Below are 16,959 nucleotides of genomic sequence, written 5' to 3'. Positions count from 1 at the left end.
AGACTATTTTAAAATAGGAGAAATTCATGATTCTAATTTTCTAAAATTAAAAATAGAAAAGAGACTAAGGAAAACGGATATCAGAGAAAAACATAAATTTGCGAAACCTACTAATTAGCTGTAATTTCGCAACCTAAAATAACACACACCTTATAATGAGCTTCGAAAGAGAATTAAATAAACGCAGCGGTTCCCAATGTGAATTATGTGCTGCCACCGAAAACTTAAAAGAATACCAAGTATTACCGACCAAGAAAGGCGGATTGGACGAAAGTATTTTTGCTTGTGCTACTTGTATCGACCAAATTGAAAATCCAGGTCATGAAGATTTAAACCACTGGAGATGTTTGAACGACAGCATGTGGAGCGAACACACTCCAGTACAAGTTGTAGCTTGGAGAATGTTAAGCCGTTTGCGCAAAAATGGTTGGCCACAAGAATTGTTGGAGCAAATGTATTTTGACGAAGACACTTTGGCATGGGCACAAGCAACAGGAGAAGGAGAAGATGATGAAAACAAAATCATCCACCGTGATGTTAATGGCGTTATTTTGACTCATGGAGATTCTGTTGTATTAATCAAAGATCTAAAAGTAAAAGGATCTAGTATGGTTGCCAAACAAGGTACTTCGGTACGCAACATCCGTTTGGACCACGAAAATGCAGAATACATTGAAGGAAAAGTAGATGGTCAACAAATTGTAATTATCACACAATACGTGAAGAAAATATAGTAATCAAGTGATAAGTAAAAGAGTGATAAGTAATCTCTTTAAATCAAAAAAAAACGTTAACAGCATGCTATTTGCTGTTAACGTTTTTTATTTTTAGGACACTTTTTTACTGTTAACTAAAAAATTGAGTCCTGATTATTTTTTTCTGTGATCACTAAAAAACGGAACACTGATCACTAATTTTTAGCTTTTTTGAAACAATTTATCAACTTGCTCTTTAGTCAATGACTCAGAAACATTGGTAGACGATGCTTCTTTATTTGAAACCATAAACTGCACTGTCGTTTTATCAGAGCTTACAATATAATGCAACCAAACAAAATTATTAGGCAATTCTAATTTAATATCATTTATAGGACTAGCGTTAAATCCATTTAAAATAATACCATAAAGACTTTGATAGGCATTATCTACATTTTTGAATGTAAAATTCTTCAAAGAGATTTCTTCTAAATCAATAGAAGTTGTTTTGAAAAAAAAGGTATACTCGTCACCTACTTTTTGAACATAAAAATCATTATTTATTCTACCTAATTTTTCAACTGGTACAGTTTCTACAACTTTAATTTGACTAAAGCCAACAGAACTAATCAACAAAACAGCAATTGCAATAATTTTTTTCATAATTTATTTGGGGTTTATTAATATACTTTAATAGGTAAGTATTTGTCAGCAAACTTAATAATAAATAAAATTAACTCTATTTAGATAAAAACATTTTATCAACATTAAATTTCATAATTTGTTTGTAAATTTTATCATAGCGCATACTATTTGTATTTAAAGTAATTTTTTATTCATAAAAAAATCGCTAAAAGTAAAAAACACTCTTAACGATTCTCAAAACTTATATATTTTTTCAATAAAAATCTAGAAAGCACAGAAATCTAATGTCTAATTCTCCTCCTCTTTCTTTATAACCTTTCTGGCTACTTCAATTTTAAACTTCTTTCCTTTCATTTTTTCATCTTTAACAGCATGAAGCAAATCCTTAACTTTATTAAATTTTACGGCAGCAAATGAAATAAAATCTTTTACTTCAATCAACCCTAAATCTCCTTTTTCAAGTTTTCCTTTTTGGGAAAAGAACCCTACAATATCAATTTTATTCAATTTATTTTTCTTTCCCCCACTGATATATATGGTTTGAAATTCGGGAGGTTTTGGCAATGCAGTTGTTTTTTCAACATTCAATATTTCCATACAATAATCCAAATAATCCATTTTTTTTTCGCTTTCATGTACAATCACATACGCGGTTCCAGATGCAAGCATACGTGCTGTACGCCCATTTCTATGGGTAAATTCATCTTCCTTTAATGGCAAATGATAATGAATAACATGCTTCATTTCTGGGATATCAAGACCTCGAGCAGCCAAATCTGTAGTAATCAAATAACTCATACTTCCATTGCGAAATTGAATTAATGATCGTTCCCGCTCATCCTGATCCATACCACCATGATAATAAGTAGCATAAATTCCTTTTTCGTTCAAAGTGTCGCTAATGCGTTCTGCCGCATCACGATGATTACAAAAAACAATAGCCGACTGTGATTTTAAAGAACAAATTAGGTTAAACAAACTACCTAATTTATCTTTTTCTTTTGAAACGACCATTTTGGTAGCTAAGTTACTTTCTTGTTCGTCTTCGGTTGGAATAAAATCCAAAATTGTTGGATTAACAACTCTAGTATATTTTGGTATTTCAATATCGGAAGTAGCCGAAACCAAAACCCGCTTGTTAAGCTTAGATAGTTTTCCTATAATGAAAGACATTTGCTCGTGAAAACCCAACTGCAAGGATTTATCAAATTCATCCAATATTAAAGTTTGAATCTTGTCCAATCGAAAAGTACCTCTATCAATATGATCGGCAATTCGGCCTGGAGTTCCTATTAAAACAGCTGGCGGATTACTCAAATTCTTGATTTCAGTATCAATAGAATGTCCGCCGTAGCAAACATTTACTTTATAATCGGTTCCCATTTTTTTCCATACTTGTTCTATTTGCAACCCTAATTCACGAGAAGGAACTAGAATCAAACATTGAACCGATAGAATTTCGGGCTGTAACATTTCGAAAATGGGAAGCAAAAAAGCCAATGTTTTTCCAGAACCCGTTGGAGAAAGCAGTAAAACATTATTGTCATTTAGAATGACATCTTGGGCAACTTCTTGCATTTCGTTTAGGCTTTCGATACCTAAATTCAATAATATATTGTTGGAATGGTGTTTCTTATTCATTTTGCAAAGGTAAAACGAATTATGCATTATGAGTTATGAATTTTGAGTTTTTAGTATTTCTGCTTTTAATTTACAGATGAATCAAAATTAATTACATTTGATTTTATATTTTAAAAACCCCAAAAATGAAATTTCTCAACTTAACTATACTATTTTTCTACCTTACTTCATTTGCCCAAAACAACACTAAATACAGCACTATATTCGAAAAAGGAAATGGAAACCAATCGGCTAATTATCAAGAGACAATTGCTTATTACACCGTTTTGTCACATGATTTTTCTACTATAAAAATGGATAAAATGGGACTTACAGATAGCGGAGAGCCTTTATATATGATTACTTTCAACCCTGATAAAAAATTTAATTTTGAAACGATTCAAAAAAACAAAGCAATATTACTAATCAATAATGGCATCCATGCGGGAGAACCTGACGGTATTGATGCAACTATGCAATTATTTAGAGATTTAGCCTTAGGCAGCATAAAAATACCACAAAATACTGTTATAGTAACCATACCCATTTATAATATTGGAGGTGCTTTAAATCGAAATTCAACCTCAAGAGTCAATCAAGAAGGACCAGAAGAATATGGCTTTAGAGGCAACGCTAGAAACTATGATTTAAATCGCGATATGATCAAATCGGACACTCGAAACACAAAGAGTTTTGTATCCATTTATCACAAAATAAATCCAGATATTTTTATAGACAACCATGTGAGTAATGGAGCTGATTATCAATACAAATTAACCTACATCATGACGCAACACAATAAATTAGGCACTGTTTTGGGAGATTATATGAACTCAGAGATGATGCCTTATATTGTAAAAGATTTAGAAAAAAAACAAATTCCAACAACTCCTTATGTCAATGCATTTGAGGAAACGCCCGACAATGGTTTTGTACAATTTTCAGACACACCAAGATACACAACAGGTTATACTTCTCTTTTTAACACAATAGGGTTTGTTGTTGAGACCCATATGCTCAAAAAATATGCTGATCGTGTAAAAGCGACCTACGAATACATGCTAAGTACAATCGCTTTTACGGATTTGAACTATAAAAAAATAAAAGAATTGCGACTCAAAAACGAAGAACAATTTCAACCGAAAAAATCATACCCAATAGAATGGAAAATTGACAGTTCCAAGGCAACTACCTTTTTGTTTTCAGGTTTTGAAGCTTCCTTTAAAAAAAGTGAAGTAACAACTGGACAACGTTTGTTTTACGATAGAACTAAACCGTATCAAAAAAACGTACCGTATATCAAAGAATACAAATCGGTAAAAGAGGTAAAGATTCCCAATGCCTATATTATCCCGAAAGGCTATTGGAATGTTATTGATTTATTAAAAAACAATAATTGCAAATACTCGCAATTGAAGAATGACACCATTATAACCATAGAAAGTTATAAAATTGCCGATTATAAAACTTCAAGTCAAGCCTACGAAGGGCATTATCCTCATAGAAATACAAAAATAACGACAACTATTGAAAAAATAGCTTTTGCCAAAGGAGATTATATTTTCCCCACTGAACAAAAAGCCGTTAAATATTTACTGGAAACTCTAGAACCAGAAGCCGTTGATTCTTTCTTCAATTGGAATTTTTTTGATACCATTTTACAACAAAAAGAAGGGTATTCGGAATATGTTTTTGAGGATTTAGCAGCTCAAATTTTAAGAGAAAATCCAAATCTAAAAACAGAATTAGAAAATAAAGTTAATTCGGAACCCGCTTTTGCAAAAAACAGTGAAAGCAAGCTAGATTGGGTGTATAAACATTCCAAATACTATGAAAAAGCACATTTACAATATCCAGTTCACAGATTATTATATTAATTAACAACTAATTAGAACCGTTTTCAGCTTCAAACAATAGCTTGATATTTTCATAAGAATTTTCCAAAGCATCTTTTATTTGAATAGGATTCAGCCAAGCAACTTTTTCAATTCCTTCTTCAATTTGTCCAACAGGAGTACCTTCAAAATCAGTATGCATAACAAACCAATGCGTGATTTTTAATTTATATTTACCATTTCTTTTAAAAACATGATACGTTTTTTGTAGTTTTTCACCAACCACTAATCCGTTTACACCAGTTTCTTCTTCTACTTCTCGCGTAGCTGCATCCTCTATTAGTTCTCCTTTTTGAGAACCACCTTTTGGCAAATCCCATTTTCCGTTTCTAAAAATAAATAAAACTTCACCCTTTTTATTATAAACCAACCCTCCTCCAGCTTTATTTACAGGAATTTTCGCTTTCAAAGTTTTCATTATCACACTTTCATCAGGATGATAGAGATAAGCTTTCTTAATTTTATTTTGAAACATTTTTATTACAACTTGCTCAATGTCAATACTATCAAGCAAGAAAAGTTGAAAATCAGTTTCCTTCGAAATTTGATTTGTCAAAAAAAGTGGTTTGTCGTTAACAAAAACTTTATACATTTGTATTATGATTTTTAATAAAGATACAGCCGAAAAAACAGCCGAATTGCTTTTGCAAATAAATGCAATTAAATTGAATCCAGGAAATCCTTTTACATGGGCTTCTGGATGGAAATCGCCTATTTATTGCGATAATCGTTTAATCCTCTCGTTTCCAGCCATAAGAAATTATGTCAGAGACCAATTTTCAAAAAACATTGAAAAACAATTTGGAAAACCAGATGTAATTGCCGGAGTAGCTACTGGTGCAATTGGCATTGGAATGCTTGTTGCAGAAAGTATGGGATTACCTTTTGTATATGTACGACCAGAACCAAAAAAACATGGACGTCAAAACCAAGTAGAAGGTTTTTTACAAAAAGGACAAAGCGTAGTAATTATAGAAGATTTAATAAGTACTGGAAACAGTAGTCTTCTTGCCGTTGAAGGCTTGCGGGAAGCAGGAGCAGTAATAAAAGGGATGGCAGCAATATTTACCTATGGTTTTGATGTTGCAGACCAAAACTTTAAAAATGCCAATATTGATTTATATACACTGAGTAATTATCAAAATTTATTAAATTTAGCCGTTACTAAGAGTTATATTACAGAAAAAGAAGAAGAAACATTAAGAGAATGGAATGTAAGCCCTTCGACTTGGAGTGTTTAAAATTTAAAATGCAGAAAATAAGATTGCAAATTTTGGGTTTAAAAAAATAGAATAACAAAATTTAAATATAATTATGAACTTAGAAAGTCCAAAAGTTACAGTTGAGAAACCAAGTCAAGAGTTATTTGATTTATTGAGTGATGTAAAAAACTTCGAAAAATTAATGCCAGATAATATAGCAAAATTTGAAGTTATAGGAGAAGATGCTTTTATTTTTGGATTAAAAGGTATGCCTGAAATCAAATTAAAAATGAAAGAAAAAATTGCTCCAAACAAAATTGTTCTAGGTGCTGCAAGTGATAAATTACCATTTACTTTGGTAGCTAACATTGATAGTCTTTCTGAGCAATCTAGTGCAGTTAAATTGGATTTTGATGGAGAATTTAATGCTATGATGGCAATGATGATAAAAGGACCAATCAGTAAATTCATTGAAACTTTAGCAAATAACATGACAAAACTATAATTCACTTGTTGAATCGGTTAGTTGATTAAACGACTAACCGATTCAACAATACTTAATACAACATTTGAACTTCTTTAAGATTATATTCAAATATACCATCATCCTCCAATAGTATTTGAAGCTTTCCAATATCCGAAACTCCTTTTATAATTCCCATAAAATTAACTTCATTTTCATCGGTAAAAGCAGCAGGAACACCAATTTTAAAGAGTTTATTTGTATATTCCTCCCATAATAAAAGATCGATTTGGGAATATTCAGCTATCATAGCTTCCATTTCTTCAATTATTGAAAATAAAATAACTTCTTTGTCTAAGTTTAAATTACAAATCAAAGCTAGTGAAGAAGCTCTAGGCAAATCATCGAATTGCACTTGATTTATATTCAGCCCAAGTCCAACAATAGATGTTATAACACCATCCCCTTTTATGCTGTTTTCTATCAATATGCCACCAATTTTCTTATTAGCTGACATAATGTCGTTTGGCCATTTTATACTCAATTCGGGAATATTTATTTTTTCTAAAGCTCGAATTACTGAAAGCGAAATAACAACATTCAAATTAAAAAAGGATTCATTATCCCTCAAGAAATCCTTAACCAATACACTCATTATTAAATTCTTACCTAATTCAGATTCCCATACCGATCCCATTTGGCCTTTCCCTTTCAATTGATTTTCTGCAGTTACAACAGTAAAATTTTGTATATCTTCTGTACTAGATAATCCTTTTAGAAATTCATTTGTAGAATCTATGGCATCGAGTTTGATTAGCTTCATATATATCATTTTTTGAAAACATAATTTAATATTATGTTAAGGTTCAAAATTAATCACAAAAAATGGTAACTTTACAAACTTATATAAAAAATTAAATGGCGAAAAAGATTATAAACAATGATGCTCTATTGGCTAACATCATTAAAGGGATAGAAGAAGTAAAAGGAAATGACATCGATATTTTAGATTTAAGAGAAATAGACACAGCAGTTTGTGACTATTTTGTTATTTGCAATGGTAACTCAAACACACAAGTGAATGCAATTGTCAATTCCGTTCAAAAAATAGTATCAAAGGATTTAAAGGATAAACCTTGGCATGTAGAAGGATCTGATGTAGCCGAATGGGTTTTGATGGATTATGTTCACATTGTAGTACACGTTTTTCAAAAACACATTCGTGAATATTATAACATCGAAAGTCTTTGGGGTGATGCTAAAATCACCAAAATCGAAAATAAATATTAAAGAAATAATCTTCTAATGGCTAAAGAGAATAATCCAAATTCAAATAAATTTAAAATAAGTCCTTGGTTAATTTACACTGCAATACTTTTAGTGTTTTTAGGAATAAGTTTTATAACAGGTGGCTCTAGTTTTGAAGAACCCGCTCAATTAACTTCGTCTAAATTTAATTCCTATTTAGAAAAAGGACAAATTGAGAAAGTAATTGTTTACAATAAAAATGAAGCGGAAGTTTATTTAAATACTGAAGCTTTAAAAGAAGTAGAACATAAAAAAATTTCCAAAGACGTTTTAGGAAGACCCAATAAAGGTCCACATTATACATTTGACATAGGAAACGACCAAATTTTTCAAAACAAATTAGAAAAAGCAGTTGCTGAAGGAAAATTAAAAGATTTTAATTTTTTACAAAAAAGCAATTGGACTGATCTTTTGGTAAGCTTGCTACCAATAATTATAATTATTGGAGTATGGATTTTTATCATGCGAAAAATGTCAGGCGGCCCAGGTGGTGGTGGTGGACAAATTTTCAATATTGGAAAGTCAAAAGCGAAACTTTTTGACGAAAAAACAGATATCAAAACAACTTTTAAAGATGTTGCAGGATTAGAAGGTGCTAAAGAAGAAATACAAGAAATTGTTGAATTCCTGAAAAATCCAGAAAAATACACGAATTTAGGAGGTAAAATACCAAAAGGTGCATTACTTGTAGGCCCTCCAGGTACAGGAAAAACATTATTAGCCAAAGCAGTTGCTGGCGAAGCTCAGGTTCCCTTCTTCTCATTATCAGGATCCGATTTTGTTGAAATGTTTGTAGGTGTTGGAGCTTCTAGAGTTCGCGACCTTTTTAAACAAGCAAAAGAAAAATCTCCAGCGATTATTTTTATTGACGAAATTGATGCAGTAGGTAGAGCTAGAGGAAAAAGTAATATGTCTGGCGGTAATGACGAAAGAGAGAATACCCTTAATCAATTACTAACAGAAATGGATGGTTTTGGCACCAATTCAAATGTAATTGTATTGGCTGCAACCAATAGAGCCGATGTTTTAGACAAAGCTTTAATGCGTGCTGGACGTTTTGATAGACAAATTTTTGTTGATTTACCCGATATTCGCGAAAGAGCAGAAATATTCTTAGTACACCTTGCTCCTTTGAAAAAAATTGAAGGACTTGATACTGAATTTTTAGCCAAACAAACTCCAGGTTTTTCTGGCGCAGATATTGCCAATGTATGTAACGAAGCGGCTTTAATTGCAGCAAGACATAATAAAGACGCAGTTGATAAACAAGATTTCTTAGATGCAGTTGACCGTATTGTTGGTGGATTGGAAAAGAAAAACAAAATTATCACTCCAGAAGAAAAAAGAGCAATTGCAATACACGAAGCAGGACATGCCACTGTAAGCTGGATGCTTGAACATGCAGCACCATTGATAAAAGTTACAATTGTACCTCGTGGCCAAAGTTTAGGAGCAGCTTGGTACCTACCCGAAGAACGTCTAATCGTTCGTACGGATCAAATGCTTGACGAAATGTGTGCTACAATGGGAGGAAGGGCTGCTGAAAAAGTAACATTTGACAGAATTTCAACAGGTGCTTTGAGCGATTTAGAAAAAGTAACGAAACAAGCTCGTGCTATGGTAACCGTTTATGGTTTAAATGACAAAATTGGTAACGTTACCTATTATGATTCAAGTGGACAAAGTGAATACAGTTTTTCAAAACCATATTCTGATGAAACTGCCAGAGTAATTGATAAAGAAATTTCAGACCTTATCGAAAGCCAATACCAGAGAGCCATTAATATACTTGAAGAAAATAAAGACAAACTTGAAGAACTTGCAGCTATATTAATCGAAAAAGAAGTTATTTTCAAAGACGATTTAGAAACCATTTTTGGAAAGAGAACTTTCGATAAAAACTTAGGTGAAGTAGTCTCTTAAATTTACAAAAAAACACAAATTTTTAAAATCTTAATTCAAAATCCTGTTTTGAATTAAGATTTTTTTATCTTTGAACGTTTTCAAGTAACACAAAACGATTATTAACAAATTTATGAATCTTTTTAAAAAATTATTTGGTTCGAATAATCCCTCTTCTGACGAAGCAAGAGAAAGTAATTCAAATAGACCAAATCCAGATATCAATTCTCCGTTGGACGAACAATTCATCTATAATTTCAAAAAAAATGGAGGGAAATTTTTATACTGTGAAAATTTAAATGAAGTAAAAGAACAATTTGAAAATATACTTGAAGAAAACGATTGGTTCGAATGTGAAGCTTTATGCTATGAACCACATTTATACTTTTTACTAGACGAGAATAAACTTACTTATGGTAAAAATATAGATCCAAAATTCATTCTATCTAGTTGTGAAAATTTGGTAGCAGAAGAAGGTTCTGTTTTATTTTCATCCAACCAAATCAAACAAAAAAAACCTAATGATTTGCCATCAAATATAATTATTTTGGCAAAAACCAGTCAAATAGTAGAAGGAAAAAGCGATGGACTAAGTGCTATTCGAAAAAAATACTTGACTGAATATCCAACAAACATTACTACAATAAAATATTTTGAAAAAGCGAAAGAGGAAGATTTTACTCAATATGGTAGCTCGGCCAAAAATTTATATTTATTGCTTTTAGAAGATCTTTAAAATGAACGAAACACTAAAAAGATCAATATCAGGAGCTATTTACATTTTACTCCTTATAGCTTCAATACAATACTCTATAGAAACTTTTTTTATTCTATTTGGAGTTTTTTTATTAATTGCAGTAATGGAATTTTGCAACTTAGTACACTTAAACAAAATTATTCCAATTGCAATTGCTAATGTATTTTATCTATTTTTTTATAAAATTGCTGTAGCAACAAATCAAGATGGTTTATTTTATTTACTACGTTACAGTAAAAATTTTGATTTGGCAGTCCTTATTATATCACTAATAGTTTCATTGAAATGCATAGTATTTCTATTTGACAATACAAACTTAAAAGTAGACTCCTTTTCTAAATTTGCTTATTTAATTGGTTATATCGTTCTTCCATTTATTATAATAACAAAAATACCTTTTGGAATAAAAGGATACAATCCAAACATACTTATAAGTATTTTTATTTTGATATGGACAAATGATACTTTTGCTTACATAGTGGGCAAATCTATCGGAAAACACAAACTATTTGAACGAATTTCACCTAAAAAAACCATCGAAGGCTTTTTGGGCGGAATAGGATTTGCAATAATAGCGAGTTATTTTATATCCAAATACTTTTTAATGCTTCCAGAAAAAAACACCTTTATCTGGATCATAATTGCCTTAATTGTTGGGATTTTCGGAACAATTGGAGATCTAGTTGAATCTAAATTCAAACGTATTTCAGAAAAAAAGGACAGCGGAAACATAATGCCAGGACATGGAGGCATTTTAGATCGATTAGATAGTGTTATCTTTGTAGCACCAATAATATTTTTATTTTATCAAATTTTAAATTATGTTTCATAAAGAAGGAACTCAAAGTATTTTATTAGGCACCATTTTTACTGCTGTCGTTTTTTTAGTATCAGATAAATTCATTCAAACCGAATGGATTAAAATGTCAATTGAAATAGTAACACTTTTGTTGTTAGTAATCATTTTACAATTTTTCAGAAACCCAAAACGTTCTGTTGAAATAAATGAAAATCATATTATTGCACCTGTTGACGGAAAAGTAGTTGTAATAGAAGAAGTATATGAGGGAGAATTTTTTAAAGACAAAAGATTACAAGTATCAATTTTTATGTCACCTACAAATGTACATGTAACGCGCTATGCTATAAGCGGAATTGTAAAATTTAGCAAATATCATCCTGGTAAATTCTTAGTTGCCTGGCATCCAAAAGCAAGTGAAGAGAACGAAAGAACTACCATTGTTATTGAAAACAAAACTTTTGGTGCAATATTGTATCGTCAAATTGCGGGTGCATTGGCCAGACGTATTGTAAATTATGCGCAAGAAGGCATGCAAGTTGTACAAGGAACTGATGCTGGATTTATAAAATTTGGATCAAGAGTTGATATTTTTTTACCATTAGGGACTCCAATTAATGTAGTATTGAATCAAAAAGCAATTGGAGGGAAAACAATAATTGCAATGAAATCTTAATGATTGAAAATGATTTAGATAAACAATTTCAAGAAGCCGTTGAAATTGCTTCTTTTATGACTCAAGCATCTCTACCACAAGATGTTCAGCTACGCCTTTATGCCTTTTACAAGCATGCTACATTTGACAAAACTAAATTTAACGTTTCTGATAATTCTGATTTAAGGAATGCTTTCAAAACTAATGCTTGGATTCAAATTAGTCATCTAACACAAGACGAAGCAAAAAAACAATACATAGAATTAATTCATTCCCTAATTAAGTAATCGTATTATATTCATGAAAAAAAACACTTTTATACTAGCTAATTTGCTTTTTATTTCAGTTTTAATTTCTTGTAATGAAAAAAAATTAACTGAAGTTGTAGAAGTTCCTTTGCCAACGGTACAAGAAAAAGTTACAATTGGCAATCCAAATGATCTAAAAGCAAATGAAGGCTCATTTCAATTGGAAAAGCTTCCTTTTGGATATGACGCTTTGGTTCCTGAATTATCAGCATTGACTATGGAATCCCATTATAAAAACTATTTATATTATACCAATAGTTTGAACAAAGCTGTAATGGGAACAGATAAAGAAAATCTTACTGTAGAAGAAATATTAAACAAATTAGACATAAATGACCCCGTGATTCGTAACAATGCGGGAGGATATTACAACCACAGCTTGTATTTTAGATCTATTGGACCAAAAGCTGGCGGAGAACCTAAAGATACATTAGCCTCTAAGATTATAAAAGATTTTGGTTCTTTTTCGAATTTTAAAACTTCTTTCAAAGAAACTGCATACAAACATTTTGGTTCGGGTTGGGTTTGGTTGGTTGTCGATAAAACAGGAATATTACAATTATCTACTACTCAAGATCAGGACAATCCTCTTATGACATATGCACCTGTAATTGGATTTCATGGAACGCCAATTTTAGGAATTGATCTTTGGGAACATGCTTATTTCTTAGATTACCAATATAAAAAGAAAAATTATATCGATGCTTTTTTTAATATAGTAAATTGGGATAAAGTAAACGAAAATTACAAAGCTACTTTCAAAAAGTAATAATAAAAAAAAAGCTGATATTTTAAGTATCAGCTTTTTTTTTGAGTTTAAAAACTTTATAATTGATAAATAAAAGATTCTAATGGTTTAATGTTAACAGAAGCTTTTCCTTCACCATTTACAACCTGCAATTGAATTGTACTTTTTTCATACAATTGGTCTTTTAAAGTATAACTACCCTCTTTTAAATTCCATTTACTAATAATATCCGATGGGATTTTCAATTCAAAACTTCCTGAATTATTAGAAGAAAAATTAGTAAGCACAATTAATTTTTGGCTGTCTGACCAACGCACAAACGAATAAATATGATTTGGATCATATCCCAAATTAGCTTGACGGTTTACTTCTTGTAAATCTTGAAATTGCCCCATCACTGCAGCGCTTTTGGCAGAAAAATTCAATAACCTTTTGTAGAAATCACGTAAATCTTTTTCTCCTTGAGATAATTTACCACCATCAAATGCACCATCATTCATCCATCTTTGATGATTTGGCACACCAACATAATCAAAAATAGAAGTTCTAGAATGAGATCCAAACCCACCATTTTCATTTCCCGCCTCTCCTACTTCTTGGCCAAAATAGATCATAATAGGAGCCGAAGTAATCATAGCAGAAACCACCATCATTGGCTTACCTTTTTCGGGAGAACCTGCAAATTCGGGACTTGCTAAACGTTGTTCATCATGATTATCTAAAAATTTTAACATGTGTACATCAATATCTGCAAGACCACTTTGGATATATGATAACCCGTCTGGAGGAGTTTTCCCTTGAATAATATCTTTTAATTTATCATATGTTTCAACTTTATCATACAAATAATCCATTTTACCCAAATGAATATAATTGCGATATTCTTTCGGATTATAAACTTCGGCCATTAAGAAAGCATCTGGATTTACATTTTTGATTGCTGAGTTCATGTAACTCCAAAATTCGTAAGGAACCATTTCAGCCATATCATAACGAAAACCATCTACTCCTTTGGCAGTCCAATACAAAGCAATATCTCTAAATTTTATCCATGAACTAGGAACACTTTTGTCTTTCCAAAAATCAAAATGTTCTTTGTTTGATTTTTTATCATAACCAGCTGGCAACTCAGGAAAGTCTTTGGTTCCATCAGGACGAATTCCATAATTTACTTTAACTGTTTCATACCAATCATTTTTATCCGGTTTAGCCATACGAGAACCATTTCCAGTCCATTTCGCTGGATTTTCATCAAACTTACCATCTATTAACGGATTGCTTTCACCATTCAGAGGTTTGTCCCCATCTGGCAATTGAAATGGAGTATTTGGGATGTAATAAAAATTATTATCTCTTTTGTATTCAACAGTTACATCATCATCGGCACCAAAATCCCTTACTCCCTTTGGATTACTTTTCCCTTCATACTTGCGAGCAATATGATTAGGAACTATATCAATAATCACTTTAAGATTTGCATTATGAGTACGTTTTATTAATTCTTCAAACTCTTTCAATCGATTTTCCGGATTGACAGCCAAATCAGGATTGACATTGTAATAATCTTTTACAGCATAAGGAGAACCCGCTCTACCTTTTACTACTTCAGGATCGTCACTAGAAATCCCAATAGAAGTATAATCTCGAATAACTGCATGATGAGGAACACCAGTATACCAAATATGAGTAACTCCCAACCCCTTTATTTCCTGTAATGCTTTATCTGTAAAATCATTAAATTTACCGACTCCATTTTCTTCAATTGTCCCCCAAGGCTTATTTGTTGTGTTCTTATTTCCAAATAACCGAGTAAAAACTTGATAAACTACAGCTTTGTTTTCCGAAACGGTTTCTTTTTTTTGTGCACTCATTTTTAAATCTTTGGTTTTACAGGCAGTTGCTATAAGCATAATACTTAGTCCAGCAATTACTATTTTTTTCGTTATCATTTCCTTTAAATTATAAAAAATTAAAAATATACAATTGACATTCTATAAAATAATATCAATCCATAAATTTAATGATTTTTTCAAAAAAAATAGTAGAAAAAACCATTGATTAAAAATGATTAAATGATTTACAAATGACTACAACGTAATAGGAACTCGCATTGTTTATAAATAATTTTCAAAGTTGCCTAAATAATTCAAAGGCTAAACTTTTATAAATAAATCCTAATATATAAAGCGTTTGCCTGCTTTTTTATAAATTTACAAAAAATTTAAAACCATTGAAGAAATATCTAAATTTCATAACCTATAGCTTAGTATTCCTTTGTGCCCAATTAATCATGGCACAAACTCCTAAAAAAATTCAAATTGAACAGTCTGACTTTGCAGATGTAGACCAACAAAAAGCACCAGATGCTCTTTTACTTACAGGAAATGTAAGAGTGAGCCATGATGGTGTAATTTTAACTTGTAACAAAGCCTATTTTTTTCAAAAAGAAAATTATTTAAAAGCTTTTGGAAATGTACAATTAGTACAAGGAGACACACTTTATTTGAATAGTAACTATGCTGAATACAGTGGCGAATTAAAGAAAGCATTTGCTACAGGTAATCCTGTAATGAGTTCGCCTGATGCAACATTAGCAACAGACACTATTAATTTTGACAGAAACACTCAAGAAGTATTTTACAATACACAAGGAACTATAATTAACAAAGACAACACACTAAAAAGTAAGTCTGGACGGTATTATGTGGCTCAGAAAAAATTTCAGTTTTTGACTGCTGTGACTCTTACGAATAAAACCTACGAAATCAAATCCAATCATTTGGATTATTACAGTAATTCGGGGCATTCTTATCTTTTTGGTCCTTCAACCATTACCAGTAAAGCCAATTATATTTATACCGAAAAAGGTTTTTATGATACCAAAAAAAATCTAGCTCATTTTCTAAACAAATCCTACATACGATATGATGATAGGGTGATAAAAGGAGATAGTCTGTATTATGATCGAAACAAAGAATTTGCCTCTGCTACACGAAATGTCAAAATAACGGACTCCATCAATCGAGGAGTTATTCGAGGGCATTATGCCGAATTATACAAAAAGAAAGACTCGATGTTTGTAACCAAAAGAGCTTTGGCCGTAAATTTTGTAGACAATGACTCCGTTTATATTCATGGAAAAAAACTAATGGTAACAGGCAAAGAAGGTAACCGAATTATTCGAGCCTTTAATAATGTTCGCTTTTACAAAACAGATATGAGTGGAAAATGCGATTCTATTCATTCGAGTTCCAAAACAGCCTTAACAAAATTAATTGGGAACCCAATATTATGGAATGGCGAAAGCCAAATTACAGGTGATTTAATGCACTTAATTGGTGACAATAATACTCAAAAGCTAGATTCGCTAAAAGTACTCAATAACACTTTTATAGTCTCTAAAGATACTATTGGAACAGGATTCAATCAGGTAAAAGGGCAAAATTTATTTGGAAAATTCCAAGATGGAAAACTGCATGATGTGGATATTATAAAAAACACCGAAGTGATTTATTATATGCGAAATGACGCCAACGAACTTATTGGTATCAACAAAAATGTTAGCAGCAAAATAAATATTCTTTTTGACAAAACTGCTATAGAAACTATTACGTTTTTCAATCAAGTTGATGGTGATATTTATCCAGAATCAGAATTGCCAGAAAATGCGAGAACGCTTCGGGGTCTTAATTGGCGAGGAGAGGAACGGATAAAATCCAAAGATGATGTTTTTAGCGAAGAAGAAAATGCCGAAGAACTCAAAGTTATTGAGGCCACGATAAAAGACAGCGCTAAGAAAAATATTCCTATGAAAATTCGTAAAGAAACGTTGAATTATGACAAGAAGAAATCGAAGAAGTAATCTGTGAGCAGTGGTCAGTGGTCAGTTTTTAGTGGTCAGTCACAGTATTCAGTCCTCTCATTAAACTATTTAAACTTTTCAAACCTTAAATCTTCAAAAA

The 16,959-nt window shown here is 31.3% G+C and carries 17 protein-coding genes; 12 read left to right on the top strand and 5 right to left on the bottom strand.

What is annotated here, in order from left to right; translation table 11 throughout:
* The first annotated feature begins 155 nt into the window (after positions 1 to 155).
* Positions 156 to 734 (top strand): PhnA domain-containing protein, encoded by a 579-nt coding sequence (locus OYT91_RS02125; protein WP_116760686.1) that lies wholly within the window; start codon positions 156 to 158, stop codon positions 732 to 734.
* A 183-nt stretch (positions 735 to 917) separates the two neighbouring features.
* Here OYT91_RS02125 and OYT91_RS02120 read toward each other — a convergent pair whose 3' ends face one another.
* On the bottom strand, positions 918 to 1,358 hold the full coding sequence (locus OYT91_RS02120) for a hypothetical protein (protein WP_281239305.1): 441 nt from the start codon (positions 1,356 to 1,358) through the stop codon (positions 918 to 920).
* A gap of 270 nt (positions 1,359 to 1,628) precedes the next feature.
* Entirely contained in the window at positions 1,629 to 2,981 is a 1,353-nt protein-coding gene (locus OYT91_RS02115; protein WP_281239304.1) for a DEAD/DEAH box helicase, read from the bottom strand.
* Between the two features lie 125 nt (positions 2,982 to 3,106).
* Here OYT91_RS02115 and OYT91_RS02110 point away from each other — a divergent pair, with 125 nt between their 5' ends.
* Positions 3,107 to 4,837: a M14 family metallopeptidase gene (locus OYT91_RS02110; protein WP_281239303.1), complete on the top strand. Its 1,731-nt coding sequence runs from the start codon at positions 3,107 to 3,109 to the stop codon at positions 4,835 to 4,837.
* A 7-nt stretch (positions 4,838 to 4,844) separates the two neighbouring features.
* On the opposite strand, the gene OYT91_RS02105 is transcribed toward OYT91_RS02110, so the two are convergent.
* Positions 4,845 to 5,447 carry an NUDIX hydrolase gene (locus OYT91_RS02105; RefSeq protein ID WP_281239302.1) on the bottom strand — a complete coding sequence of 201 codons (603 nt, stop codon included), beginning with the start codon at positions 5,445 to 5,447 and terminating at the stop codon, positions 4,845 to 4,847.
* A 7-nt stretch (positions 5,448 to 5,454) separates the two neighbouring features.
* Here OYT91_RS02105 and pyrE point away from each other — a divergent pair, with 7 nt between their 5' ends.
* Positions 5,455 to 6,096: an orotate phosphoribosyltransferase gene (gene pyrE, locus OYT91_RS02100; protein WP_269223284.1), complete on the top strand. Its 642-nt coding sequence runs from the start codon at positions 5,455 to 5,457 to the stop codon at positions 6,094 to 6,096.
* A 73-nt stretch (positions 6,097 to 6,169) separates the two neighbouring features.
* Entirely contained in the window at positions 6,170 to 6,562 is a 393-nt protein-coding gene (locus OYT91_RS02095; protein WP_269223285.1) for an SRPBCC family protein, read from the top strand.
* A 52-nt stretch (positions 6,563 to 6,614) separates the two neighbouring features.
* Here OYT91_RS02095 and OYT91_RS02090 read toward each other — a convergent pair whose 3' ends face one another.
* Complete coding sequence (locus OYT91_RS02090) at positions 6,615 to 7,343, bottom strand: biotin--[acetyl-CoA-carboxylase] ligase (RefSeq protein ID WP_281239301.1); 729 nt, start codon at positions 7,341 to 7,343, stop codon at positions 6,615 to 6,617.
* Between the two features lie 95 nt (positions 7,344 to 7,438).
* Between OYT91_RS02090 and rsfS the strand changes: the two genes are divergently transcribed.
* The 7 genes from rsfS to OYT91_RS02055 all read left to right on the top strand — a co-directional run bounded on the left by rsfS (position 7,439) and on the right by OYT91_RS02055 (position 13,018).
* Positions 7,439 to 7,810 carry a ribosome silencing factor gene (gene rsfS, locus OYT91_RS02085; protein ID WP_269223287.1) on the top strand — a complete coding sequence of 124 codons (372 nt, stop codon included), beginning with the start codon at positions 7,439 to 7,441 and terminating at the stop codon, positions 7,808 to 7,810.
* A 15-nt stretch (positions 7,811 to 7,825) separates the two neighbouring features.
* A complete protein-coding gene (gene ftsH / locus OYT91_RS02080) occupies positions 7,826 to 9,751 on the top strand; it encodes an ATP-dependent zinc metalloprotease FtsH (protein WP_269223288.1) in 1,926 nt (641 codons plus the stop codon).
* Between the two features lie 112 nt (positions 9,752 to 9,863).
* The gene (locus tag OYT91_RS02075; RefSeq protein ID WP_281239300.1) at positions 9,864 to 10,466 is read left to right on the top strand and encodes an LUD domain-containing protein; all 603 of its coding nucleotides are present in this window, start codon (positions 9,864 to 9,866) and stop codon (positions 10,464 to 10,466) included.
* A 1-nt stretch (position 10,467) separates the two neighbouring features.
* Positions 10,468 to 11,319: a phosphatidate cytidylyltransferase gene (locus tag OYT91_RS02070; protein WP_269223289.1), complete on the top strand. Its 852-nt coding sequence runs from the start codon at positions 10,468 to 10,470 to the stop codon at positions 11,317 to 11,319.
* A complete protein-coding gene (locus OYT91_RS02065) occupies positions 11,309 to 11,962 on the top strand; it encodes a phosphatidylserine decarboxylase family protein (protein ID WP_269223290.1) in 654 nt (217 codons plus the stop codon). The genes OYT91_RS02070 and OYT91_RS02065 overlap by 11 nt, the downstream gene beginning before the upstream one ends.
* A complete protein-coding gene (locus OYT91_RS02060) occupies positions 11,962 to 12,228 on the top strand; it encodes an acyl-CoA-binding protein (RefSeq protein ID WP_269223291.1) in 267 nt (88 codons plus the stop codon). Before OYT91_RS02065 ends, OYT91_RS02060 begins: the two co-directional genes overlap by 1 nt.
* 13 nt (positions 12,229 to 12,241) lie before the next feature.
* Complete coding sequence (locus tag OYT91_RS02055; protein ID WP_281239299.1) at positions 12,242 to 13,018, top strand: superoxide dismutase; 777 nt, start codon at positions 12,242 to 12,244, stop codon at positions 13,016 to 13,018.
* A 56-nt stretch (positions 13,019 to 13,074) separates the two neighbouring features.
* Here the strand turns inward: OYT91_RS02055 and OYT91_RS02050 are convergent, their stop codons facing one another.
* Entirely contained in the window at positions 13,075 to 14,946 is a 1,872-nt protein-coding gene (locus OYT91_RS02050) for an alpha-amylase family protein (RefSeq protein ID WP_281239298.1), read from the bottom strand.
* Positions 14,947 to 15,287: 341 nt separating this feature from the next.
* On the opposite strand from OYT91_RS02050, the gene OYT91_RS02045 reads away from it, so the two are divergent.
* The gene (locus OYT91_RS02045; RefSeq protein ID WP_281240356.1) at positions 15,288 to 16,859 is read left to right on the top strand and encodes an OstA-like protein; all 1,572 of its coding nucleotides are present in this window, start codon (positions 15,288 to 15,290) and stop codon (positions 16,857 to 16,859) included.
* Positions 16,860 to 16,959 lie beyond the last annotated feature (100 nt).

This window comes from Flavobacterium praedii, assembly GCF_026810365.1.
Taxonomy (GTDB): domain Bacteria; phylum Bacteroidota; class Bacteroidia; order Flavobacteriales; family Flavobacteriaceae; genus Flavobacterium; species Flavobacterium praedii.
This window is presented reverse-complemented; position numbering and strand designations above follow the sequence as displayed.